Source organism: Ferrimonas senticii DSM 18821, assembly GCF_000422665.1.
Taxonomy (GTDB): Bacteria; Pseudomonadota; Gammaproteobacteria; order Enterobacterales; family Shewanellaceae; genus Ferrimonas; species Ferrimonas senticii.
Genome location: NZ_KE383898.1, coordinates 189,412 through 212,144 on the forward strand (window position 1 = coordinate 189,412; position 22,733 = coordinate 212,144).

24 protein-coding genes are annotated in these 22,733 nt (G+C 54.4%); 13 read left to right on the top strand and 11 right to left on the bottom strand.

Going from position 1 to position 22,733, the window contains the following annotated elements:
• Nucleotides 1–50: 50 nt before the first annotated feature.
• The 8 genes from G506_RS0114010 to G506_RS0114045 form a co-directional block, all read right to left on the bottom strand.
• A complete protein-coding gene (locus tag G506_RS0114010) occupies nt 51–1,202 on the bottom strand; it encodes a saccharopine dehydrogenase family protein (protein WP_028117405.1) in 1,152 nt (383 codons plus the stop codon).
• A 113-nt stretch (nt 1,203–1,315) separates the two neighbouring features.
• Nucleotides 1,316–1,846, bottom strand: coding sequence for an acyl-CoA thioesterase (locus G506_RS0114015; protein ID WP_028117406.1), 531 nt, complete (start codon nt 1,844–1,846; stop codon nt 1,316–1,318).
• A gap of 221 nt (nt 1,847–2,067) precedes the next feature.
• On the bottom strand, nt 2,068–2,781 hold the full coding sequence (locus G506_RS0114020; protein WP_028117407.1) for a tellurite resistance TerB family protein: 714 nt from the start codon (nt 2,779–2,781) through the stop codon (nt 2,068–2,070).
• A gap of 57 nt (nt 2,782–2,838) precedes the next feature.
• Nucleotides 2,839–3,462 carry an HAD-IB family hydrolase gene (locus G506_RS0114025; protein ID WP_035387371.1) on the bottom strand — a complete coding sequence of 208 codons (624 nt, stop codon included), beginning with the start codon at nt 3,460–3,462 and terminating at the stop codon, nt 2,839–2,841.
• Nucleotides 3,431–3,877 carry a hypothetical protein gene (locus G506_RS0114030; RefSeq protein ID WP_028117409.1) on the bottom strand — a complete coding sequence of 149 codons (447 nt, stop codon included), beginning with the start codon at nt 3,875–3,877 and terminating at the stop codon, nt 3,431–3,433. The genes G506_RS0114025 and G506_RS0114030 overlap by 32 nt, the downstream gene beginning before the upstream one ends.
• A gap of 61 nt (nt 3,878–3,938) precedes the next feature.
• Nucleotides 3,939–5,399, bottom strand: coding sequence for a cardiolipin synthase (gene cls / locus G506_RS0114035; protein ID WP_028117410.1), 1,461 nt, complete (start codon nt 5,397–5,399; stop codon nt 3,939–3,941).
• A gap of 4 nt (nt 5,400–5,403) precedes the next feature.
• Nucleotides 5,404–6,213, bottom strand: coding sequence for an endonuclease/exonuclease/phosphatase family protein (locus tag G506_RS19835; RefSeq protein WP_051202154.1), 810 nt, complete (start codon nt 6,211–6,213; stop codon nt 5,404–5,406).
• Nucleotides 6,214–6,280: 67 nt separating this feature from the next.
• Entirely contained in the window at nt 6,281–8,344 is a 2,064-nt protein-coding gene (locus G506_RS0114045) for a M13 family metallopeptidase (RefSeq protein ID WP_028117411.1), read from the bottom strand.
• Between the two features lie 194 nt (nt 8,345–8,538).
• On the opposite strand from G506_RS0114045, the gene pdxH reads away from it, so the two are divergent.
• The 3 genes from pdxH to can all read left to right on the top strand — a co-directional run bounded on the left by pdxH (nt 8,539) and on the right by can (nt 12,205).
• Nucleotides 8,539–9,177, top strand: a complete 639-nt coding sequence (gene pdxH, locus G506_RS0114050; protein ID WP_028117412.1) for a pyridoxamine 5'-phosphate oxidase — start codon at nt 8,539–8,541, stop codon at nt 9,175–9,177.
• Between the two features lie 124 nt (nt 9,178–9,301).
• Nucleotides 9,302–11,509, top strand: a complete 2,208-nt coding sequence (locus G506_RS0114055; RefSeq protein WP_028117413.1) for a sensor domain-containing diguanylate cyclase — start codon at nt 9,302–9,304, stop codon at nt 11,507–11,509.
• A gap of 54 nt (nt 11,510–11,563) precedes the next feature.
• Nucleotides 11,564–12,205 (top strand): carbonate dehydratase, encoded by a 642-nt coding sequence (gene can / locus G506_RS0114060; RefSeq protein WP_028117414.1) that lies wholly within the window; start codon nt 11,564–11,566, stop codon nt 12,203–12,205.
• Nucleotides 12,206–12,292: 87 nt separating this feature from the next.
• Here the strand turns inward: can and G506_RS0114065 are convergent, their stop codons facing one another.
• Nucleotides 12,293–12,475 (bottom strand): hypothetical protein, encoded by a 183-nt coding sequence (locus G506_RS0114065; RefSeq protein ID WP_028117415.1) that lies wholly within the window; start codon nt 12,473–12,475, stop codon nt 12,293–12,295.
• 26 nt (nt 12,476–12,501) lie between these two features.
• Entirely contained in the window at nt 12,502–14,259 is a 1,758-nt protein-coding gene (locus G506_RS0114070; RefSeq protein WP_028117416.1) for a M61 family metallopeptidase, read from the bottom strand.
• A 185-nt stretch (nt 14,260–14,444) separates the two neighbouring features.
• Here G506_RS0114070 and hinT point away from each other — a divergent pair, with 185 nt between their 5' ends.
• The 9 genes from hinT (at nt 14,445) to G506_RS0114120 (ending at nt 20,184) form a co-directional block, all read left to right on the top strand.
• Entirely contained in the window at nt 14,445–14,798 is a 354-nt protein-coding gene (hinT, locus tag G506_RS0114080) for a purine nucleoside phosphoramidase (RefSeq protein WP_028117417.1), read from the top strand.
• Nucleotides 14,798–15,292 (top strand): PaaI family thioesterase, encoded by a 495-nt coding sequence (locus G506_RS0114085; RefSeq protein ID WP_028117418.1) that lies wholly within the window; start codon nt 14,798–14,800, stop codon nt 15,290–15,292. The genes hinT and G506_RS0114085 overlap by 1 nt, the downstream gene beginning before the upstream one ends.
• Complete coding sequence (locus G506_RS0114090) at nt 15,292–15,723, top strand: PaaI family thioesterase (protein WP_028117419.1); 432 nt, start codon at nt 15,292–15,294, stop codon at nt 15,721–15,723. The genes G506_RS0114085 and G506_RS0114090 overlap by 1 nt, the downstream gene beginning before the upstream one ends.
• A 113-nt stretch (nt 15,724–15,836) precedes the next feature.
• Nucleotides 15,837–16,097, top strand: a complete 261-nt coding sequence (locus G506_RS0114095) for a YkoF family thiamine/hydroxymethylpyrimidine-binding protein (RefSeq protein ID WP_028117420.1) — start codon at nt 15,837–15,839, stop codon at nt 16,095–16,097.
• Between the two features lie 18 nt (nt 16,098–16,115).
• Nucleotides 16,116–16,949: a DUF6279 family lipoprotein gene (locus G506_RS0114100; RefSeq protein WP_028117421.1), complete on the top strand. Its 834-nt coding sequence runs from the start codon at nt 16,116–16,118 to the stop codon at nt 16,947–16,949.
• 75 nt (nt 16,950–17,024) lie between these two features.
• The gene (locus tag G506_RS0114105) at nt 17,025–17,621 is read left to right on the top strand and encodes an HvfX family Cu-binding RiPP maturation protein (RefSeq protein ID WP_028117422.1); all 597 of its coding nucleotides are present in this window, start codon (nt 17,025–17,027) and stop codon (nt 17,619–17,621) included.
• A 64-nt stretch (nt 17,622–17,685) separates the two neighbouring features.
• Nucleotides 17,686–19,125 (top strand): Ada metal-binding domain-containing protein, encoded by a 1,440-nt coding sequence (locus G506_RS19840; protein WP_051202155.1) that lies wholly within the window; start codon nt 17,686–17,688, stop codon nt 19,123–19,125.
• Nucleotides 19,097–19,591, top strand: a complete 495-nt coding sequence (locus tag G506_RS0114115; protein WP_035387372.1) for a methylated-DNA--[protein]-cysteine S-methyltransferase — start codon at nt 19,097–19,099, stop codon at nt 19,589–19,591. The genes G506_RS19840 and G506_RS0114115 overlap by 29 nt, the downstream gene beginning before the upstream one ends.
• Nucleotides 19,592–19,635: 44 nt before the next feature.
• Nucleotides 19,636–20,184, top strand: a complete 549-nt coding sequence (locus G506_RS0114120) for an NAD(P)H nitroreductase (RefSeq protein ID WP_028117424.1) — start codon at nt 19,636–19,638, stop codon at nt 20,182–20,184.
• Here the strand turns inward: G506_RS0114120 and G506_RS0114125 are convergent.
• Entirely contained in the window at nt 20,181–21,263 is a 1,083-nt protein-coding gene (locus tag G506_RS0114125) for an SMP-30/gluconolactonase/LRE family protein (RefSeq protein ID WP_028117425.1), read from the bottom strand. The genes G506_RS0114120 and G506_RS0114125 overlap by 4 nt on opposite strands.
• 105 nt (nt 21,264–21,368) lie before the next feature.
• On the opposite strand from G506_RS0114125, the gene G506_RS0114130 reads away from it, so the two are divergent.
• Nucleotides 21,369–22,568, top strand: coding sequence for an alkaline phosphatase family protein (locus G506_RS0114130; RefSeq protein ID WP_028117426.1), 1,200 nt, complete (start codon nt 21,369–21,371; stop codon nt 22,566–22,568).
• Nucleotides 22,569–22,733 lie beyond the last annotated feature (165 nt).

The following is a 22,733-nucleotide window of genomic DNA, read 5'->3' on the forward strand; positions in this document are numbered from 1 at the left end:
TTGCCAAGTTGCCGCTTGATTACTGCGCATAAGTGAAGCTTTTTCAGCGGTTACTGAAATCGCAGTACCTGTTTCTCTGCCAGTCTGGCGATCAACGGCTCAGCCATGGCGCTGGCGGGCGTCCAGAAACCACCGGCGACCTGTTGCTGTAACAGACACAGCGCCGCTTCGCTGATCATCATGCTGGTGCAACCGTAACCGGGATCTTTATCGCCAGACACCGCCACTCGCAGCGTTTCACCTTGGTGCTGGCCGTAAAACGCTAAGGTAAAGAAGCCATTCTCTTGCTCCTCTGGGGTTGGTCCTTCTCCGGGTTTTGGCGGCTTACCTTGGCCAACTAAACCATCGCCTTTGGCCAGCGCTTGGGCTACCTGCTGACCCTGCTCGCCGGCACCGGTGCTGATCATCTCATCATATTGAAATTGCTCGCCGTAGGGGTGGCCTAATAGCCAGTTGGTGCGGTGAACGTTTTTGCAGTTGATCAGCGCCATCACAAAGGGGCTAGCCCAGCGACCCAGATCGTCGTCGTACTTAGGTTGGCTGCCATCGGGTTGTTGGCTGCCGTGAAAACCCGGGGTTAGGGCGAATGGATCAAGCATCCACTGGCCAATTTGCGCGTCCGCCTGCGCGGCTTGCTGTGACACCATAAAGCTGGCAACGGTGCCACCGGATGGCCCGCCTTGCATCGCTTCAACCCGGCCTTTGACTTGTGGCAAGGTCTGACCAAAGCGGCTGAGCGCCAATTGCTGCAGTTGATACACCCCTAAGTCGCTTGGGATCGAATCAAAGCCGCAAGAGTGAACAATGACCGCACCACTGTCGGCCGCGACCGCGTGATACTTGTCGATCATCTGTCGCATCCATGCGGGCTCGCCGCACAGATCCAGGTAGTGGGTCCCCGAGTGAGCACAGGCGGCCAGCAGCGGTTCGCCATAACGTTGGTAGGGGCCAGCGACGGCGATAACCGCTTTAGTTTGTGCTACCAGTTGTTGTAATTGCTCAGGGCTATCAGCGCTGGCGCTGATGCAGCTGACCTCGTCACCGAGCTGCAACTGTTGATGCAGCTGAGCCAGTTTGTCTGCATTGCGACCAGCAATGGCCCAACGCACTTGGCCATGATAGTGCTGCTGCAGGTAGCGACAGATAAGCTGGCCGGTAAAGCCGGTGGCGCCGTAAACGATCAGATCAAATGGGGCGGTCATAAACAGTGTCCTTTGCATCGGTCCATATCAGAGAGTTGACCCAGCCTATGCTAACAAGGCATTTATCGCTTCAATGGTGCCAAAGGTGTCAACAACGCGGTCGCAATGGCCACTCAGCGTTGTGGCGGCCACGGTCGGTGCTGTTCCGAATCGATCCATTCGCCGATCCACTCTGGTAGGGTGAAATCGAGCCCTTCGGCGTTCATTGCCTGTTTGATCTGATCGGGACTGATTAGCCCTTGTTTACCGGTGACGCCACCGCGGATAAGAATTGACGAGGCGGGCTCACCATCAACCCACATCGATTGCTCCAGATACATCCAACGGTCATCAAAGCCGACGAAGCGACTGTGCATCGTGATCTTGTTAAACATGTGGATGCGCTTGCGATAGCGAACGCTGCTTCCGGCGACCACCAGCGACCATTTGTTGCGGATCAGCGCTGGTAGCAGGCCGCCGCGGATCGACAGATCGATACGACCCAGATCGTACAGGGTCGCGACCCTGCCATTGTTCATTTCGTTGAAAATATCCAGATCCCATGGATGACAATGAAACTCGATGCTGCTGGAGTCGGTGTAGTTGATCGGGGCGCGCCGACGCGCCTTGAAAATGGTCTTGGCGAGACGAAAAAACGGGTACATATCCCTGCCTGTGGGTAACTGCCTTGTTAATCACTGCATCATAAGCGAATAACAAGGCAAGAGCAGTATTATCAGTTACCAGCCGTTAGTTTTCGGTTTTCAGTTTTCAGTTTTCAGTTTTTAGCTGTTAGCTGTTAGTAAAAGCCAAAGCCAGAGCTTGCGGTTGGCGGTCGCTTGGCAATAACCAGCCCAACTACCAACTACCAACTACCAACTAATCGTTAATCACCAAGTTGCTGCTCGAGTTGCTGCGCCAGTTCCGGGCTGATATTGAGCTGCCTAGCAAGTTCCTGCAGATAGCTTTTTTCCATAAAGTTTTGCTCATCGACCATCAACACTGAGGCGAGGTAGATCTCGGCGGCAAGCTCTGGGCTGTTGACACCGGCGGCAATCTCGCTGGGATCCAGTGGTTTGCTCAGCTCGGTTTCGACAAATTGACTGACACTCGCGCTGGCACCAGATTGACTGATCGCTTGCTGTAGGCGGGCTCGTTCCTGTTCATCGACGTGGCCATCGGCTTTGGCGGCGCCGATCATCGCTTTAAGCAGCAGTTTCGAATGACCATCGTCCAGCGGCGGCAATTGTGCCGCGCTGGCGTTGACCGTTGTTGTCTGCGGGGATGTGGCCGTTGTTGCTGGCGCTGAAGTGGCGGTTTGGTTTTGCTGCCAGCTTTGATAGGCCTTGAGTGCTAATGCACCAAGTGCCGCGGCTCCGCCAATTTTGGCGGCTCCTTTCCCCATCTTGCGGCCTTTTTTACTGCCCATTAGCATCCCCATTAAGGTGCCGCCAAGTGCGCCAGAGGCAAGCCCAGTGAGCGCCGGACTAATGCTGGAGTTGGCGCTTGGGGCACTCTGCGGGTGGCCCTGCACCGTTTGGTTTGGGGTTGAGTTTTGGCTCGCTCCTAAGACTTGGTTGAGTAATCCCTGAAAATCCATGATTGGCCTCCTGTTAATGACATTAACCAGTGTAGCCAATCATTGAGAGGCTAAGGATTACAATGCTTTACCGTTGAGAACACGGTAACTGGCTAACGCCAGCATTGGCCGGTCTTCATCGCTGTCGCCATAGGCGTAGATGCTATCGAACTGGCTTAGATCAAAGCGTTGTTGTATTCGCTTGGCCTTGTAGTGATTGGCACAGTCGCCGTTTTGATAGATGCCGCTGGCGATGCCGCCAAGGTAATGGAGCTCGGAACACAGCAGTTCGATGCCCAGTTGCCGGCATAGAGGGGCGAGGTAGCAGTCGAGGGACGCCGACACCAATACCACCGTATCGCCGCGCTGCTGATGCTGCTGCAGTCGAGCTAGCAATTCGGGGCGAAAGATCTGTGGTGTCCGTTCTGCGATGTAACGGCGGCCTAACCCTTCAAGGGTGGTCTGACGACGACCGCTGTAAGCGATGGCGGTAACGATACGGCGGGTAATGGCACTGGAAAGCACACCGCTACGCCACAGCCATTTCAGCGGCAGCAATACAGGCAGTCCCAGTAGCAAGCGCCACGATGGGGTGGCGAAGTATAGAAAGGCGCTGAAATTGTCGTTGTGGGTTAGGGTGCCATCAAAGTCAAACAGCGCCAGTGCCGGCCTATTGCTTGGCGGCGGTAAAGATGACTGCATCGGTGTCTTGGGCAAACATCTGGCCAAATTCCACTTTGCCGTCGCTCAGTTGGTACGGCACAAACACCATCATTGCCAAGCCATCTTGGTGATCGAGGTTGATCCCTACTGCATCTTGCGGTTCACCGTTTTCTTCGGTAACGATGCCGGTGTCATACACCACGGCGGTGGCAACATATTCACCCTCGCTGGCGGCTTGTCGCAGCACCACCTGCAGATCCACCAGTTTGGCCTCGCTTGGGTTCTCTTCCTCTTGATCTTCTGGCACATCAACGCTGACGAAATCGCCGCTTGGGGTGATGGCCGCCGCGAACGGCATAAAACCGCCGTGCTCTTTTAGCTGTTGGTAAGCCAATGGCATCACGGTATCCAGCAGTTGCTGGGCTTGCTGTTGACCATTATCGGCGCTGGACATGATCGGACTCCTTTGCGGGGACGGATAAAAACGCGCTGACTTTAGGGGAGATACGAGGCAGTTACAAGAGTGGCGCAAACATGTAGAAAAACTGCTCTAGCAGTTTGCTTGGCAGCGGCCGTTGCCGCCAAAGATGGTAATTCATGGCGTAACTGCTGTTGCGATAGCCAGCCAACAGCTGTTTGAGCTGCAAACACAGGGCAGGATCGTCCAGTGCCAAGGTTACCTCGCTATTAAGCTGTAGGCTGCGCATATCCAAGTTAACGCTGCCGATCAGACAGTGCTCGTCGTCAAACAGCACCGCTTTGGTATGCAGCAGTCCGCCTTGAAAGCGATAGATGCTGACGCCAGCCTCCAGCAACTCGGCAAAGAAAGAACGGCTGGCCCAACCGACCATCAGCGAATCGTTTTTATCCGGTAAGATGATCTCGACTTCAACGCCGCGAGCGGCGGCGGTGATCAACGCCTCCAGTAGGTGTTCACTGGGGACAAAATAGGGCGCACAGAGAGTGATCCGTTTGGTCGCGTGATAGATCCCAAGCAGCAGCACCTGTTGAATTACATTGCTTGGCAAGGCCGTTCCAGAGGGGATCACTTGCAGTGCAAATTCGCTGCAGGCGCCGTGATCGTCGGCAAAACTGTCGGGCAGCAGCGGCTGCATCGCCTCGCCGCCCTCAACTTGCCAGTCCCATGCGTGAATAGCCCCTAAGGTGGTGACGGCCGGGCCATTGATCCGCAACATCACATCAATCCACTGACCGACCCCAGCGTCTTGTTTGAAGAAGGCGGGATCGACCATATTCATCGAACCGCTGTAACCAATTTGGTTATCGATCACCACAATCTTGCGATGTAGGCGGATATCCATGCGCCGCAGGAACATCTTCAGCGGGTTAACGGTAAGGGCGCCAATCACGTGGATGCCTGCGGCGGTCATTGCCGCTGGCCAGCGACTGTTGAAAAAATCGCGACTGCCGGCGGCATCTAAGATCAGATGCACCTTAACCCCACGTTTGGCGGCAACCATCAACTGTTCTGCTACCACGTCGGCCTGGCCTCCGGGATGCCAGATATAAAACTCTAGCTGGATGCTTTGCTGGGCGTTGGCGATGTCGTCTAAAAAGCTGGCAAAAATCAGTTCCGGGCTGGTTAACAGTTGTAGCCGGTTGCCTAAGGTGCTGGGGATCCCCAGTTGTTTGACGCAGAGACGGTGGATCGGGTGAGCGTGCGGCCCTAGGTTGCTGCGATACCGTGGGTTTTGCTGTTCCAACTGGCTAAACCACAATCGCAGTTGGTTGTAGAGTTTGCTGGCGCGGCGTTTGCGTTTGCGCCCTAAAAAGCGCTCACCAAACAGCATGTAAACCAATACGCCGACGATGGGAATGATAAAGATCAGCAACAGCCAAGCAAAGGAGACCCCAACCACCCGCCGTTTCAGTGCTACCCGTAACGCCACGACCGCTACCAGCAGATAGTAGCTGGCGGCGATGGTCCATGTGGCGATCTGAAACAGCTGTTCCATAGCGTTAGCGCAGCTCCAAGGTGGCGATCATTGGAATGTGGTCGCTACTTTGATAGCTCGGCAGCGCTTGGGCGTCAATAACGCTGAAGTGGTTGCTGACATAGATGTGATCCAAGCGATGGCCGAAGAACGCTTTGATTTTTTGCTGCTGGTTGAAGGTTACAGGCTGCAGCTGCAGTTTGGCTATCTGCTGATTGAGGATGGCGGTGCGACTGTCGCTCCAACTGTTGAGATCGCCGCCAAGGATCAACGGCCCTTGGTGAGCCTCAGCGGCGTTAACAATTTGGCTGAGTTGTCGCCGGTAGCTGTCGTCGTCAACAAAGTTGATGGCGTGAATATTGATTACCAGTAGCCGTTGGTCAGCCAGTTGATACTCGCAAAACAGGGCCACTTTGGGAGTGTTGCTCAGCGGTTCAGTTGGTGTACTAAGGTAGGTTTGGGCGCTCAAGGCTGGGCTGCTGGCGGCGGTTAGTACCCCAGAGTAGGGCGCATGCAGGCCAAGATTAGGGGCGAAGTTGGCAGGCAATGGACTGGGATCGCCTTGTGCCGGTTGCAATGCCACTTCTTGCAGCATCAATAGCAGTGGCTGCTGGCGCTCTAGGATCTCGGCCAACTGCTGCTGCCACTGGGGTTCATAGCTGCGTTTTTGGATGTTCCAATTCAATAAGGTAAAACGCCGTGGCAGTGGTGTGCTGGTGGATTCTGGCAGGGCAATCACTTGTGGCGCAGCGGGTTGTGGTAACTGGTGGTAACCAATACCAATAGCAAGGCCGATGGCCAATAGCAGCGCGACTGCAGCAACAATGCGTTTCATTGACGTTCTCTGAAAAATAACCCCCTGAACTTAGGCAAGCACAGGGGGTTAGATGGTTAACGGTGACTTACCAGATCTTCACCCGTTTATCCGGAGCGATATACATCTTGTCGCCGGGTTGAACATTATAGGCTTCGTAGAACTCCGGTACGTTCGATAGTGGCCCATTGGCGCGGAATTTGGCCGGCGAGTGCGGATCGGTAGCTACCTGATTACGCATCGCTTGCTCTTTTTTCTTGGAGCGCCAGATCTGGGTAAAACCAACAAACAGACGTTGCTCGCCGGTCATGCCATCAATCACCGGTGCTGGCTGGCCACCCAGCGACAGATTGTAGGCTTTAAGGCCGATGGTAACGCCGGACAGATCGCCGATATTTTCGCCCAAGGTAAGCTTGCCGTTAACGTTAAGATCGTCAAATACCGCAAAGCTGTCGTACTGGTTGATTAGCTCACCCCCCAAGGCTTTAAAAGCGGCTAAGTCTTTATCAGTCCACCAGTTATTGAGGTTGCCTTCGCCATCGTAGCGGGATCCTTGATCATCAAAACCGTGGCCCATTTCGTGGCCAATGACCGCGCCAATACCGCCGTAGTTAACCGCATCGTCGGCGTCCATATTAAAGAATGGCGGCTGCAAAATAGCGGCTGGGAATACGATTTCGTTGGCGGTTGGGCTGTAGTAGGCGTTGACCGTTTGCGGGGTCATATGCCACTCCCAAGTGTGAATTGGCCCGCCAATCTTAGCGATATCACGCTGGTGGTTCAGCAGCGCGGCGCGCTTGCGGTTACCAACCAAATCATCGGCTTTGATCTCTAATGAAGAGTAGTCTTCCCATTTATCGGGGTAACCAATTTTCGGGGTAAAAGCCGCCAATTTGGCTTTGGCTTTGACTTTGGTTTCTTCGCCCATCCAGCTCAGCTCATCAATCGACTGACCGTAAGCTTTGCGCAGGTTCTCCACCAGTTCGGTCATCCGCGCTTTGGCCTCTGGCTTAAAGTGCTTGGCGACATAGACCTTACCAACCACTTCACCGAGATCGCGGTTAACGATACTGACCGCGGTTTTCCAGCGTGGCTTCATCTCTTGTTGGCCTTGCAACTTACGGCTGAAGAAGTCGAAGTTTTCCGCTTCGAGCTCTGCTGACAACAGTGCCGCGGTGCTGTTGAGCAGATGCCAGTTTTGGTAAGTTTGCCAATCGGCGACGGAGAACTGCTTGAGGATCCCGCCCAGTGCTTTGAGGTACTTCGGTTGGTTAACGATGATGTAATCGATGTTGCCTAAATCGGCGGCGGTCAGGTAGGCGTCCCAATCAAAATCTGGCTGCAGCGCCTTTAATTCGGCGATAGACAGTTTGTTGTAGGCTTTAGCGCGATCGCGGTTTTCAACTCGAGTGTTGTGATACTCCGCCAGCGCGGTTTCAATTGCCATCACGGTTTTAGCCGCTTGCGTGCCGTCGCCCAGTTTAGCCAGTTCAAACATGTTGGCGATGTGCTGTTGATAGTCGGCACGCAGCGTCCGCGATCGTTCATCGTCTTTGAAGTAGTAGTCACGATCCGGCAGCGCCAAGCCAAATTGATAGATGTGTGCCGCGTAGGTGCTGGAGTTTTTGGCATCAATCGAGACGTACGGTACGAACGGGGTAACGACGCCATAGGTGCTGGCTTCGCCGAAGTAACGAGCTAGCTCTTGGTAGGAGTCTATCGCAGCGATTTTATCCAGTTCGGCTTGAATTGGGGTGATCCCAAGGCGGTTGATGGTCTCGGTGTCCATCACGCTGTTATATAGGGCAGCTACTTTCTGTTCGTCGCTACCGTCAATCAGATCGTCACGGGCGGCAAGATCATTGATGATGGTGCGAACGTCTTTGTCGGCTTTTTCCCGCAGGTCATAGAAGATCCCGGTGCTGGTGCGATCGGCGGGAATTTCATTGTTCTTCAGCCAAGTGCCGTTGACGTAATCGTAGAAGTCGTCCTGTGGGCGCACGCCGTAGTCAAAGGCGGTCATATCGATGCCGGACGACAGCGCCTGATTAACCGCCACCGCACTGGCGCTTGGTTCCGGTGCACTGGTTTGGCTGCAGCCGGTCAGTGCAATTGCACCGGCACAGAGGCTGCTGAGTATTAGCTTTTTCATCCCATGGTCCCTTTGGTGTTTGTTGTCATTGTGCTCAACCATACTAGATCTGCGCGCTTCTAATGGTCAAAAGCCTTTGATTTATATCCACAAGCAAATTTGTAATTTGATGTGAGAGTTGCCGAGCTAGACTGCTGCGGCGATGATTACCACTGAGGTACACTTAGCGCGTCTGAACTTACAAGGAATCTAAGTTGAAAGAGTTAACCGCCATCCGTCGCGAATATCTGCAAGGGGGGTTGCGACGCCAAGATCTGCCGTCAACGCCGTTACCATTGTTTGAACAGTGGTTAGAGCAAGCCAATCACGCTGAGCTATTGGATCCAACCTCGATGAGTTTGGCGACGGTCGACAGTGACGGCCAACCATTTCAGCGCATTGTGTTGTTAAAGCAATTTGATCAGCGCGGCTTGGTGTTCTTTACCAATCTAGGTAGTCGCAAATCGCAGCACATTGCTGACAACAATCAGGTCAGTTTGTTATTTCCTTGGCATGCGTTAGAACGCCAAGTGCACATTACCGGCAGAGCAACCCGGTTAGCCACCACCGAGGTGCTGAAGTATTTTGCCAGTCGTCCGCGTGACAGCCAGTTGGGGGCTTGGGCATCATCGCAGAGCAGTAAACTCAGTGCCCGTTCGGTGCTGGAAAGCAGCTTTATGAAGATGAAGCAAAAGTTTGCTGACGGTGAAGTGCCGTTACCGGACTTTTGGGGCGGCTACCGGGTCGAAGCCGACAGTTTCGAGTTTTGGCAGGGCGGGGCCAAACGTTTGCATGACCGTTTTTTATATCAGCGTCATGGTGAAGAGTGGCAAATTGACCGCTTAGCCCCATAAATTACGTTTACAAAACAAATAGTAAACGCGGCTTTGGCCGCGTTTTTTATGACCAAGAATGGGGCTAATTCTCACCAATGTTGATACCATGCGGCTAATTTCTTCGCTATTGAGTCGTGCGCCAATGACAGATCCTCGCTCGGGCGCTCTGGCTGCAAGCTTGGTCAAATCGCCAATTAGTATACTGCTCGCGGTGCTGCTGGGCGGCGCTGCGGCGCTGATTAATGCTTGGCCGTTGCCGCTATTTGCCAGCGCACAATTGATGCTTGGTGCGGCATTGGTGATGCTGGCGGTAAGTCGATTAGGGTTAGTCGAAGCCCTGCTGTCGGCGGCAGTTGCTGGCAGCGTGATAGCTTGGCAATGGCAGCATCCACTGCCGCTGCTACTGTTGATGTTAGAAGCGGCGGTGGTATGGGGACTGTGTCATCGCGGTGTGTTGTTGCTATACGCCGATGCGGCGTTCTGGCTGTTGTTGGGGATGCCGTTGCTGTATGTCGCTGTTATGGTGATTGCACCGGATGATCCATCGCTGACCTTTGTGGTGCTTAAACAGGGCTTTAATGGGTTAATTAACGCCGCAATTGCGTCGCTGTTACTGTTGATGTTACCCAGTCGCTGGTGGCGCAGGGTATGCACTCAGCCGCTGTTTAAACGAGGCTTTCGGGAGAAGATCAGTTACGTCACGGTGTTATTGTTGATGCTGATCAGTATGAGCACCATGCTGATCTACAGCAGTTACTTGATCAATTCCCAGCAACAGTTGCTGCTGACGCAACTGCAGCAAGATGGCAATCGCATTGCTGATAACGCTCACCGCTTTTTGGGACGCTACCTGTCGCTGACTCGCAGCGCTGGCCAATGGTTGCCCAACGATCTCGCTGCTCAGCAGCAACAACTGCAACAGCTACATCAACAGCTGCCACAGTGGTTAACGATGTTAGTGGCGGATCGCACCGGCAACGTTATCGCCACCAGTCCGTTGCGCCCCGAGCTATTGGGGGTAAGCGTGGCACAGCGGGATTACTTCATCGAGGTGCTTGCTGGTGCCGACCAATATGTCTCAGGGGCCTTTCAAGGGCAGGGCTTTGGCGATGAGATCATTGTTGCGATCAGCGCCCCTTGGTTTGACGAGTTTGGCCAGGTGGCTGGGATCATTGAGGGGTCGGTGGATCTACAGGGCATGGTTGAGGTGCTCGATCCGGCGCCGGATCAATTTTATTTGATCACCGATGGCCAACAGCGAGTGGTGGTCGCCTCTGAGCAGCTAGGGCTTAAGCCTCTAACGCCAATTAGCGCAGGCCAGGGGCAGTTGTTACACCCTGATAGTCTGGTGCAGCGGCGGCAATTGACGGCGCCATTTGCGCTGGCAGAGGAGGTCTATCAGATTGATTATCCTTTGGGGCATGGTTGGACTTTGCAGCTGATGCAACCCCTCCAGCCGATTATGGCGCAGGCGCAGCAGCAATTTATTATCGGCTTAGGGATCTTGGCGCTGGGGCTGCTGGTGGCGGTGGCGGTAACGCGTCGGCTTTGTGGGCTGTTGACCAGCCCATTGGAGCAACTCGCGCGGCAGATGGCGCTGCCATACCACCCCGAACAATCACAGCGACCACTCAATAGCTACGCTGCCAAAGAGTTGCAACTGCTGCAAAGTGAATTAACCAGTCAACGCCGTAATCTTTATGCCTACCAGCAGCAGTTGGAGCAACAGGTAGCGGCGCGCACCAAAGAGCTCTCTGAAGCCAACGCCCAGTTGAAAAAGTTGGCGATGCGCGATGGTTTAACCGAGGCCTTTAATCGACGCTATTTTGATATCAGTTTTGAATCTTATCGTCAGCACAGCATGCGCTCTGGGCAGCCGTTGCTGCTGGCGATGGTCGATATCGATCATTTTAAGTCGGTTAATGATTGTTTCGGCCACTTAGTTGGTGATGATTGTTTGCGCACGTTGGTGCAACGAATGAATCAACTGTTTTCCCGAGAGAACGATCTGGTGGCACGTTACGGTGGAGAAGAGTTTGTGTTGCTAGTACCCTACGTCGGCTTCGAGGCGGCGCAGCAGATGCTGGAACGATTGCGACTGCTGGTAGCGGAGAAACCGATTGCCGTGAGCGAGCAGGGGCAACCGATCAGCATCACTATCAGCATTGGCGCGGTCTACGCCGATGCGCGTTTCAGTAAGCGCCAAGCTCGTTGGTTACAGCGGGCGGATAAAGCACTCTATGAAGCCAAGCAAGCCGGGCGCAACCGCGTCCGGCTGTACAACCTTGCAAACCACGACAATGATGTCGGCAGCCACATGGACAGTCAGGCCCAATTGCACAGCAGCTAATCTCGTGCCCAGCGCTGGATGTTGCGCAACAACAATAATGATTAAAGGGGCAGCATGGCTGAACTTCTACACCTTCTGCAGCGCAATCGCGCGTGGGCTGATCGGATTAAATCCGACAAGCCCGATTTCTTTTCCCATTTAGCGCAGCAGCAGTCGCCGGAATATTTGTGGATTGGCTGCTCCGACAGTCGGGTGCCGGCTAACCAGATCATCGATTTGGAACCGGGCGAGGTGTTTGTTCACCGAAATATCGCCAATGTGGTCAGCCATAACGATCTCAATGCATTGTCGGTACTGCAGTACGCGGTGGACATTTTGCAGGTGAAGCACATTTTGTTGGTAGGTCATTATGGTTGTGGCGGGGTAAAGGCCACCTTACAAGACAAACGCTTGGGGTTAGCGACCACCTGGCTGCGTTCGGTTAAAGCGGTTTATGAGACCCATTGTGAACAGTTGGAGCAGTTGGACGAAGAGGCCCGCTTTCGTCGCTTGTGCGAGCTCAATGTGATTGCGCAGGTGATGAATACCTGTCAAACCACCATCGTTGAGGCCGCTTGGGAGCGCGGGCAGGAGTTGTCGATCCACGGTTTGATCTACGATGTCGCTGACGGTCTGCTGCGGGATCTGTCAGTGAAGATCGATTGTCGCAGCAAAGCCCTGCAGGTGTGCAATCGCGCTATCGCTGGATTGAAATAAACGCCAGCGCTTGATGCAAAAACGCCACTGCGGGTTAGCCTGCAGTGGCGTTTTGGTTTTTAGCTCATCGCTGATAGCGGTCTAGGTTCAGTAACTGTGGTGGTCGATGTCGCTTTTTTCGCGATCAGCAAAGCCAGACAGTTCATCGGCAAAGGCGGCGTGCAGTTCTTCTTCGATGTCGCGCAGACGCTCGCGCAGCTCAGCAATGGATTTTGCGTCTTTAAATCGTTGTTGTAACAAGGATTGCAGCTCGTTGTTGGGTTGCGTCATAGTTACCTCCAAAATCCATCATTTGCCTAAAGCCAGCGAGATAGCAGCGCCTCGTCGCTGATGGTGATACTGACAGTATCGGGCTCTGCGGCTCGCAGTTCAAGGATGCTGGTCATTAATTCGTCGCGACGGAACCAATGGATCGGTAGCCGCTGACCTTGACGATATTTCGCCAGCATCTGCTCGACATCGCCGCTGACTTGCAGATTGTTGATGGCAATCAGTTTATCACCGGCAGCTAAACCGGCTTGGTGGGCGGCACTGCCGTTGCGGACGGTGGTGATCTCGGCGCCGTTGCTGCCGCTGCTGTAGCGTGCCCCCAGATCCAGTTGGTTAACGTTGCTGGCCTTGCCACCTTTGTCATTGGCACCGGCGTGGTTACGCAGAGTCATCTGGCAGCCAAATTGCGCCAATAACTCTGGCAATGGCAAGTCATCGCTATTATCTAACCAGGCGAACAGGTCATCGGCGTTGCGCCCCAGCAACGATTCGACAATGCGCTGGTGGCTGTTATCGTTGGTGCCAATCCCTGTTTGGCCGTATTGGCGCCACAACTGCACCATCACATCATCCAAACTGTGGTTGTTATAGGTCTCTAGGCGAATGGTTAGATCCAAGTACAGCGCAAACATCGAGCCTTTGGTGTAGTAGCTGACGATGGCGTTTTGCGCGTTTTCATCTTGTTTGTAGAACTTGGTCCAAGCATTGGTGCTGGAATCACGCAGGGTTTGCAACAAGCGACCGGGGCCGCGAGTAACCCGAGTCATTAGCTGTGAAACCTGTTCAAGGTAGGTTTCGGCATCGATGCAGCCGGCGCGATAGACGGTGAGATCGTCAAAATAGGAGGTGATCCCCTCATAAGCCCACAACTGATTGGTGTAGCTTTCTTGGCTCAGATCGTACGGGGTAAACACCGCCGGTTTGATGCGTTTGATGTTCCAGTTGTGAAAGTATTCGTGGCTGCACAGCGATAAGAAGGTACGGTAGCCCTCACTTAGCTCAGTTTCGGTTACCGATGGCAAATCGTTACGGCCGCACACCAGCGCCGTTGAAGCGCGATGCTCTAGGCCGCCAAAACCACTGCCCACCACCTGGGTCATAAACAGATAACGGTCGAACGGCGCGCCGCCAAACAGTGCGATCTGCTTTTCACAGATCTTTTTAAGATCGGCGCAAATGCGGTCGGTGTCAGCCCAGTGGCGGCCACTCAGGACCAAGTCGTGGGGCACGCCAGCCGCTTCAAAGGTTGCCACAGTAAAATCGCCGATCTCCACCGGGTGATCGATAAGCTCGGCGTAATCCGCCGCCCGATAACGACCAAATCCATACAACTTTGCGCCATCAAGTGGCATCGCCGTCGCAACTTTCCAGTCGTCATAACCATCACCAACAGGGGGCAGAAGCTCCATGGTTACCGGCTTATCTTCGAGGCCGTGCAGCGCCACAAAGGTCGCCGAGCCATTGAAGAAGCCGTGAGTTTGATCCAGGTGGGCACCGCGCACCGACAGATCCCAAGCGTACACCTGATAGCAGATCGTCAAGCTGCCGCTGTGGTTGTCGGCCTGCCAGGTCTGTTTATCAAGCTGGGTTAGTGCAATCTCTTCGTCGTTACTATCAAAGGCGCGAATGTCGATTAGGTGACGGGCGAAATCGCGGATCATGTAGCTGCCGGGCAACCAGGCCGGCAGTGAAAATTGCTGCTGTGAGGCGGCGATATCAGTGCGGATCTCGACGCGAAACAGGTGCGCGTGGGGATCGCTGGCTTGAATTTGGTAGTGAATCATGGCGGCTGTTGTAGTTGTTGAATTTGTTGATGATTGTAGACAGAAGTCAGTGCCGTTGTCAGTGCCAACTCGGCCAACATAAGCGGCTGGCTGTAAACCATGTCGCAGGTGAGTTTATGTTGGTGATACAGGCTTTTATACTTACCTTAAGAAACCTTATTTGACCCTTGTTAAGGACCATGCCCGTGGCTGAAGAAACCATCTTTTCCAAAATCATCCGTCGTGAAATTCCTGCTGACATCGTTTATCAAGATGAGTTAGTGACCGCCTTCAGTGACATTAGTCCGCAGGCACCAACCCACGTGTTGATTATCCCGAATGTATTGATCCCAACCATTAACGACGTCACTGCTGAGCATGAACCGGCGCTGGGGCGGATGATCACGGTAGCCAGCCAAATCGCAGCAGAGCGCGGCATCGCCGATGACGGCTATCGCTTAATCATTAACTGTAATCAGCATGGCGGCCAAGAGGTGTTCCATATCCATATGCATCTGGTTGGCGGTAAGCCACTGGGGCGTATGCTGGCGCAGCAGTAATGGCCATTCCGCGCCGAGGCCAGGTCAACCTAACCGCATACGCGCAGCGCTTTGTTAGTCAATTGGCGCAGTGTCGCAGCTTGGGGATCCGCACCGTTGAAGCCAGCGAACGCCATGTGGTGTTGGAGTTGCCCTATCAAACCCGGATCATCGGTTATCCGGACACTGGAGTGATCCACGGCGGGGTGATCACCACCCTTGCGGATACCGCTTGTGGGGCGGCGGTGGTGTGCGCGCTGCGTCACGCTACCGCTGCGGTTGAATTGTCACCGACCTTAGATCTGCGGGTTGATTACATGATGGCAGCGATCCCAGAGCAGCCGGTATTTTGCTTTGCCGAGTGCCATAAATTGACCTCTAGCATCGCTTTTGTGCGGGCGGTTTTGTATCAGCAGGATATCAGTGATCCGTTAGCGCAAGCGGTCGGCTCCTTTATGCGGATTGGCCCAGAGTTAGTCACCGATCGTTTTCGTGCAGATATGGAGGGGGGCTAATGGCGTTCGAGATGCAACTGCAGATGGCTTCGATCAACAAAGATTTTGAAGCCTTGCTGCAACTGGTGCCCTACGCCCAGTTTATCGGCATGCAGTGCCAGCAATTTGGTGACGAGATGGTGTTCCGCTTACCACCGAAACCGGAGAATATCGGCAATCCGATGTTGCCCGCGCTGCATGGCGGGGTGATTGCTGGCTTTATGGAGATGTCCGCAATCATCCAATTGATGGTGATGATGCGGGCCCCCAAAGTGCCGAAGATCGTCGACTTCTCCATCGATTATCTGCGCGCTGGTCATCTGCAGGAAAGCTATTGCGAGTGCAGCATTACTCGCCAAGGTCGACGGGTGGCCAACGTCAATATTGTCTGTTGGCAAAGCAGCCGCAAACAGCCGATCGCCACCGCCAGAGCCCATTTTTTACTGGGGTAGTTCTGAATTTGTGGCGGCGTCAGAAACCAGCCCCTGTGGCTGGTTTTTTGTCGACTGGAGCTTGCTGAGCAATTTGGTTAGGTTGATGAGACCATCCCGAACAAGGAGAGCCGATGAAACTGGCCGTTGAGTTAAGCCTTTATCCCCTGACCGACAATTACTTGGAAGTGATCCAATACTTAGTAGAGCGATTAAAACAGTATCCGCAGATAGAGCGACACACCAATGGCATGAGCACTCAGTTGCAGGGCGACCATCAGGCGGTGATGGCGTTATTGGCAACCGAGTTGGCTGCCTGCCATCAGCGCTTTGGCAAAAATGTGCTGGTGTGTAAGTTCATTACCGGTGGGGTCAACTTGAATCACAGCGAATAGGGATGAGAAGGAGTAGGGATGCGCAAATGGATTGTCGCAATCGGCTTGCTGCTGTTAAGTGGCTGCTCGGTCAAATGGACATACAACTGGCTAGATTGGCTGATCCCCTGGCAACTGGATGATTACGTCGAACTTAATGACCGCCAAAGTGAGCAACTCGATAGCTTAATTGCCACCACCTTAGCGTGGCACCGGCAAAACGAATTGCCCCGCTATGTTGAGCACCTGTCGCAGCTGCGGCGAGACTTGCAGCAACCGCTAACCGCTGCCGAGATCCAAGCCCATCGTCAACGGCTTAATCAGCATTGGGATCGGCTTTATCAGCACGTGATCCCCAATCTTATCCCGCTGATCCAGAGTTTGTCTGACCGCCAAGTGGCGCAAATCATTGACACCGTTGCTGAGCAAGAGCAACAGCTGAAACAAGAGGAGCTTGAGCTAACGCTGGCCAAACGGATTGTGCGTTCCAATAAGCAGATGAAACAAGGGATGGAGAAGCGACTTGGGGCGCTTACCAAGCAGCAGCAGCGAGACATTGAGCAATACAACAGCGATCGCCATCGTTCAGTTGAGATGTGGTTTGCCTATCGAGGCCATTACCAGCAGTTGCTGGAAACCGGCTTACGTCAGCGGGCGGATACCGCCGAGTTGCAGCGAGTATTGAACCTGCTTTTGGTCGATTACGACCGGTTAAAGTCGCCAGAGCTGCTAGCCATGCGTGATGCCAACGAGCAACTGCTGCTGAGAGCATTGACCGACATCCAGCACAGCTTAACCGCCAAACAATCCGCTAAATTAGATAAGGAACTGGCCAAGTTCCAGCAGGATTTTGCCGAGCTGCATCGTCAGTAATAGTTGTTAATTAGGGCGTGTTGAAAGAAAAATGAAATCGGCTGGGTCTTGATAAGCATACTTCGTTAATAGGAAATGCCGATGAACAGCCTTATCCAATTGTGGCACCGCACCTTTACTAAAACTCAGGCGTTAGAAGGGATTGCGTCGCTGGCACTGCGCCTGTATCTGGCGCCGGTGCTGATCCAAGCCGGTTACAATAAGTTGGCCAATTTCAGTGACACTGCCGCGTGGTTTGGTAACCCCGATTGGGGGCTCGGCTTGCCGATGCCGGAATTAATGACCGCGTTGGCGGCGGCAACCGAATTTTTCGGCGGCATACTACTTCTGGTCGGGTTGTTAACGCGGCTAGTGGCGCTGCCGATGATGGTTACCATGTTGGTGGCGGCGTTTGCGGTGCATTGGCAAAACGGCTGGTTGGCGATTGCTGATGCCTCGTCGTGGTTGGCCAACGAGCGAGTACTGGAATCGGTTGAAAAATTGGATCGGGCCAAGGCCATCTTGCAACAACACGGCAATTACGACTGGCTGACCAGTTCTGGCAAATTGGTGATCCTGAATAACGGCATTGAGTTTGCCATGACTTATTTCGTTATGCTGTTGGCGCTGTTTTTCCTCGGCGGCGGTCGCTATACCAGCATTGATTATTACCTGACGCGCAATCGTGTCTAATCGCGCGTAATAGCATGTCCGAAATTGGCTAGTGGTCGTCAGACAACTGGATTAAGCTGTGGCGATGACTACCGCCATACTCTGCCCCGAACAATGTCGCCAAGCGCGACTCAGTAAAGATCGCCGTTTCGATGGGCGATTCTTTACTGGCGTCCACAGCACCGGCATCTACTGTCGCCCGATCTGCCCAGTGCGTCCGCCGCTGGAACGCAACGTTCGTTACTACGCCAGTGCTGCCTTAGCTGAACAGGCTGGGTTGCGTCCTTGCCTGCGCTGCCGGCCAGAGTTGGCGCCAAGTGCCGGTGATTGGCGGGCCCGGACACCCCGATTGACCAGAGCGCTGCAGCGCCTAAAGCAACAACCACAACTGACGGTGGCGCAACTGGCAGCCGATTGCTTTGTTAGCGAACGACAATTGCGGCGCTGGTTTGTTGAAGATCTTGGGGTATCGCCGCTGCAATTGCAGCAAACCGAACGATTACTGCAAGCCAAGCAATTACTGACCGACAGCAACATGACGATCACCGACGTGGCGTTGGCTTGCGGCTTTAACAGCGTGCGCCGCTTTAACGATGCCTTTAGTCAACACTACCGCATGGCGCCGCGCACGTTTCGCCAGCAAACCGCGCCAGTGGCTGCGACCACGCTGCAATTGCGCTTGCCGTTGCGGCCACCATTTGCCCCGCAATACCTACTCAAGTTTTTTGCCGAACGCGCCATCGCGGGCGTTGAGCAAGTGACCGATGGCCGTTACCAGCGTTGGCTAGCGCCGGATCAGTGGTTTTCAGTTGAGCCGCAATCAGAGCAACTGCTGCTGCAATTGCAGGGGATTGAAGCGACGGCATTGCCACGGCTGCGAGCCACCATCGAACGGATGTGGGATTGCGCTTGCGATAGTGAGGCGGTTACTCAACATTTGGCGCTGCAACCACAGCTTCAAGCATTGTCGCAGCGCTATCAAGGCATTCGGGTAGCCAGTTATTTTGATGAGTGGGAAACGTTGTTGCGGGCGATCCTTGGCCAACAGATCACCATCGCCGCTGGGCGCCAGTTGCTCCAGCAACTGGTGGCACTGCATCAGGCCCAAGGTGGTTTTGGGATCCCTACCGCCGAGGTAGTCAGCCAGCTGGATTTAACGCCGATGAGGATGCCCCACAGCCGCAAGGCCAGTTTGCAACTTGCGGCGCAGACCGTAGCCAGCTGGCAACCTCAGGATTGGCTTGATCTGGATCGCGTTCAACAGCAGTTGTTGGCGCTGAAAGGGATTGGGCCTTGGACAGTAAACTATTGGCGGCTACGTTGCGGTCACGATGCCGATGCACTGCCGCTGGGGGATGTGATTTTACGCAAAGCGGCGCAGCAACAGCAGTTGGCCGACAATGATAAAGCGCTAGCGCAGGTTAGCCAGCAGTGGCGCCCCTGGCGCAGCTACGCCACCACCTTGTTGTGGCAATCGATGGTAAAAGACGATGCAAATGACCCAATCTTCACTGCGCTACAGTGAACTGACGACCCCGCTAGGGCCGCTGTTACTGGTAGCAAATCAGCACGGCCTAGTGGCGGTGAATTTTCAACACGGCAGCGAACCGCTGCCAATTGCCGAACACTGGCAACGGGACGATCAGGCTTTGGCGCTGGCGCGGCAGCAATTGACCGAGTATTTTGCCGGTCAGCGCCAGCAGTTTCAGTTGCCATTGGCCGCTAACGGCACCGACTTTCAGCAGCAGGTATGGACGGCCTTAACCACCATCCCTTATGGCGTCACTGCCAGTTACGGTGAGGTGGCCAAGCAGATTGGCCGTCCTAAAGCGGTTCGCGCCCTGGGCGCCGCCAATGGCAAAAATCCATTGGCAGTGGTGGTTCCCTGCCACCGGGTGATTGGGGCCAACGGCAGTTTGACTGGCTACAACGGCGGATTGGCGATTAAGCAGTTTCTTTTGGCGTTGGAACAGAGCCATAAGCCACGCTAAATCCGCTAGGATGGCAACAGTTGGAATTGAGTTAAGGAGTCGCCATGGATGCGCAGCAACTGTTACTGAATCGCCACTCTAATCCGCGCCTAAGCGAACCGGCACCGAATGCTGAGCAGCTGCAACTGATTTTACAAGCGGGGCTGCGGGCACCGGACCATGCCATGCTTAAACCCTATGAATTTGTGGTGGCGCAGCAGCAGGGGCTTAATCGCCTCGGTGACATCTTTTATGCCGCCGCCAGCGCCAATGGCGAGCAAGGGCAGGCTTTGGCGCGGGCGCGGTTATTGCCAACCCGAGCGCCGATGGTGATCACGGTTATTGCCAAGGTTAAAGCCCACCCTAAAGTACCGGCGCTTGAACAACACATTACTGCCGGCTGTGCGCTGTTGCAGATGCAGCAGATGGCCCAAGCGCTGGGGCTTGGCGGTATTTGGCGTACCGGCAGTTACGCTCGTGATCCGTTGGTACGACAGGCGCTGGGAGTGGATGGCGACGATGAAATCGTCGGTTTTCTTTACCTTGGTACGCCGCAAAAATCGCTGACGCCATCGACGCCTAAAGCGGTCAGTGACTACTGCCGATTGCTTTAACGTTGCCAGATGCCAATGGCACTGTCGTGCAGACTGGACAGATAGAGCTTGTCGCCATGGGCTGCTGCGCCGGTGACAAAGGCAAAGCGGCCGCTGGGATCTTGCAAATTAGCGCGGATCTCGGCGTTGCTGTTCAGTCCCAGCAGATGGCCATAACGCTGAGGCTTAGGACGCAGCCAAGCGGGTAGGCGCTCGACCACGGTACGCAGAACTGGCTTATCCGCCATCCAATCCAGTAGGCCATTGCGCGGGGAGACCAGCCCAAGCCAATAGGTTCCGTCGGCGCCACGGCTCAGGTTGTCGGGAAAGCCGGGTAAGTTATCGATAAACACCTCGGTTTGCCCTTGGCGAGCGCCAGTTAGGTGCAGCTTTAACAGCCGGTAACTGCCGGTCTCCACCACCAACAATCCTTGCTCGTTGTCGATAAGTTCAATGCCGTTGGCAAAGTTGATTCCGGAATAAAGCTGTTCACTGTGACCATCACTGGGACGATAGCGGATGATGCGGCCACTGCCGCGATGTTCATTGATGTCTAATAGGCTGGCGGCGAAAACGCCATATTGTGCAGCACTGTGGCGCTGGCTCGATTCCGATAGATAGATGCTGCCGTCGCGGCTAATGGCTACTGAGTTGGCGTAGAGCAGCGGCTTACCGGCCACCTCGGTTAGCAGCGTTTGCAATTGGCCGTCACGGCTAAGCCGCAGCAGTCCGCGCAGAGGATCGGCGATATACAAATTGTCGTGCTTATCAAAGCGCAGCCCCAAAGGACGGCCGCCGGTATTGCCGACGATCTCCACTTGCTGACCATTAAGCCGAGCAATGTCGCCATTGCTAAGGCCAAAGTAGAGTTGCCCATGACGATTGACCGCGACCGCTTCTGGGCCTGCGCTTGGGGTCGTAATTAAGGTTAACTGGCTTAATTTATCGTTAGCCTGATACACCCCTTGATAGCCAAGATTGGTCGGTGGTTGCCATGCGGTTGGGCTTATCGCTACCGGCCACAAACTTAAGTAGGCTAGTAGGGCGACGATAACCGTCATAATGGCGAGTTGCTGACGATTGAAGCGACTGGCGGGCATCCGTTCCACCCCTTGTGTGGTTGCTTATTGAACGCGGTTCTCTGATGCTAGGGGAAAGCCAATCAAAGGGGTAGTGTTTTGAAACGACGGTGGTTTTTTGGATTGATGCTGCTCATGCTGGTGATGCCGTTGACGGCCAACAGCACAGCTTCGTCATCAGCAAAGCTGCTGATTATCTCAATCGATGGGCTGCGCTGGGACTACCTTAGCCTGCATCAACCGCGGTTTTTACAACAACTGGCAGCGCAAAGTGCTCAAGTGCAGCGACTGCAACCGGTTTATCCCAGTAAAACGTTTCCCAATCATCTGTCATTGGCGACCGGACTTTATCCAGAACATCACGGCATTGTTGCCAACCGATTCTATTCGCCGCCATTGCAGCGCGCTTATAAGTTATCGGATCCCAAGGCGGTAACCGATGCCGCGTTTTATCAAGGGACGCCAATCTGGTCACTGGCCGAGCAACAAGGGCGCACCAGTGCGGTGTTCTTCTGGCCGGGATCGGAGGCCAAGATCGCCGGTTTTCGCCCTAGCTACTTTAAACAATACGACAGCAAAACCAGTCATCGTCAGCGCATTCGGCAAGTACTGCAGTGGTTTCGGCAGCGACAGGTGGACTTGGCGATGGTGTACTTTTCTAGTGTCGATCGTGCCGGTCACGATTGGGGCCCAGAAAGTTTTTGGACCAAACGGGCGCTGCGCAGTTTAGATAGCAAATTGGAGCAGCTGTTTACGGAACTGGCCAAGTTGCCGCTGGCGGTAAATGTGATCATCACTGGCGATCACGGTATGCGCGACGTTACCGCTATGCCAACGCTACTGCTGGATCAGCGCTTGGCCAGTTGGCGCCAGTTTCGGCAAATATTCCGCATCAGCGGCAGTGGCTCGACCGTTCGTTTTTATCATCGTGGCGGCGCCAATAAAGCCGCCGATCTGCGCCGCTTAGCGCAGTTGCTTGGTGACCACAGCGACAGTCAATTTTTTCTGCAACCGCAGATCCCAACCGAGTTGCACTACCGTGATCACCCAGCGGTGGGGGATGCCTTGTTAATCAGTAACAGCCACTTCATCACCTTCAGCGATGCCAAATCGCCGCCGGCGGGTTTTCATGGCTTTGATCCCAAGGTTGATGACCAGATGGATACTCTGCTGCTTGGTTTTGGGCCAGCCTTTGCCGCTGGCAGCCGTGTTGATAAAGCCACCGTGGTCGATGTTTATCCGCTGGCGGCTAAAGTGTTGGGGCTTGAGATCAGCGAGCCGATTGACGGCAGGTTAGCGAACCTAGCTGGTTTGCTGGCAGAGTAGGGCATTGCGGTAGATGTTGCTGGCAATGGTGGCGTTGAAGTGAGGGGATTGGGTTATGCTTTTCATCAATCTCTGGCGGTCATGCCGCTGCGCGGCGGTGCTGCGCACCTAGGAGAGATTTCGCCTGCGGCGATCTCCTCGCTGCGCTGGTTGATGGCGAACTGA

Bases quoted from the DNA above. Each gene is read 5' to 3' on its own strand.
- G506_RS0114010 (WP_028117405.1), bottom strand. From the start codon at position 1,202: ATGACCGCCCCATTTGATCTGATCGTTTACGGCGCCACCGGCTTTACC.
- G506_RS0114015 (WP_028117406.1), bottom strand. From the start codon at position 1,846: ATGTACCCGTTTTTTCGTCTCGCCAAGACCATTTTCAAGGCGCGTCGG.
- G506_RS0114020 (WP_028117407.1), bottom strand. From the start codon at position 2,781: ATGGATTTTCAGGGATTACTCAACCAAGTCTTAGGAGCGAGCCAAAAC.
- G506_RS0114025 (WP_035387371.1), bottom strand. From the start codon at position 3,462: ATGCAGTCATCTTTACCGCCGCCAAGCAATAGGCCGGCACTGGCGCTG.
- G506_RS0114030 (WP_028117409.1), bottom strand. From the start codon at position 3,877: ATGTCCAGCGCCGATAATGGTCAACAGCAAGCCCAGCAACTGCTGGAT.
- cls (WP_028117410.1), bottom strand. From the start codon at position 5,399: ATGGAACAGCTGTTTCAGATCGCCACATGGACCATCGCCGCCAGCTAC.
- G506_RS19835 (WP_051202154.1), bottom strand. From the start codon at position 6,213: ATGAAACGCATTGTTGCTGCAGTCGCGCTGCTATTGGCCATCGGCCTT.
- G506_RS0114045 (WP_028117411.1), bottom strand. From the start codon at position 8,344: ATGAAAAAGCTAATACTCAGCAGCCTCTGTGCCGGTGCAATTGCACTG.
- G506_RS0114055 (WP_028117413.1), top strand. From the start codon at position 9,302: ATGACAGATCCTCGCTCGGGCGCTCTGGCTGCAAGCTTGGTCAAATCG.
- can (WP_028117414.1), top strand. From the start codon at position 11,564: ATGGCTGAACTTCTACACCTTCTGCAGCGCAATCGCGCGTGGGCTGAT.
- G506_RS0114065 (WP_028117415.1), bottom strand. From the start codon at position 12,475: ATGACGCAACCCAACAACGAGCTGCAATCCTTGTTACAACAACGATTT.
- G506_RS0114070 (WP_028117416.1), bottom strand. From the start codon at position 14,259: ATGATTCACTACCAAATTCAAGCCAGCGATCCCCACGCGCACCTGTTT.
- G506_RS0114085 (WP_028117418.1), top strand. From the start codon at position 14,798: ATGGCCATTCCGCGCCGAGGCCAGGTCAACCTAACCGCATACGCGCAG.
- G506_RS0114090 (WP_028117419.1), top strand. From the start codon at position 15,292: ATGGCGTTCGAGATGCAACTGCAGATGGCTTCGATCAACAAAGATTTT.
- G506_RS0114095 (WP_028117420.1), top strand. From the start codon at position 15,837: ATGAAACTGGCCGTTGAGTTAAGCCTTTATCCCCTGACCGACAATTAC.
- G506_RS0114100 (WP_028117421.1), top strand. From the start codon at position 16,116: ATGCGCAAATGGATTGTCGCAATCGGCTTGCTGCTGTTAAGTGGCTGC.
- G506_RS0114105 (WP_028117422.1), top strand. From the start codon at position 17,025: ATGCCGATGAACAGCCTTATCCAATTGTGGCACCGCACCTTTACTAAA.
- G506_RS19840 (WP_051202155.1), top strand. From the start codon at position 17,686: ATGACTACCGCCATACTCTGCCCCGAACAATGTCGCCAAGCGCGACTC.
- G506_RS0114115 (WP_035387372.1), top strand. From the start codon at position 19,097: ATGACCCAATCTTCACTGCGCTACAGTGAACTGACGACCCCGCTAGGG.
- G506_RS0114120 (WP_028117424.1), top strand. From the start codon at position 19,636: ATGGATGCGCAGCAACTGTTACTGAATCGCCACTCTAATCCGCGCCTA.
- G506_RS0114125 (WP_028117425.1), bottom strand. From the start codon at position 21,263: ATGCCCGCCAGTCGCTTCAATCGTCAGCAACTCGCCATTATGACGGTT.
- G506_RS0114130 (WP_028117426.1), top strand. From the start codon at position 21,369: ATGCTGCTCATGCTGGTGATGCCGTTGACGGCCAACAGCACAGCTTCG.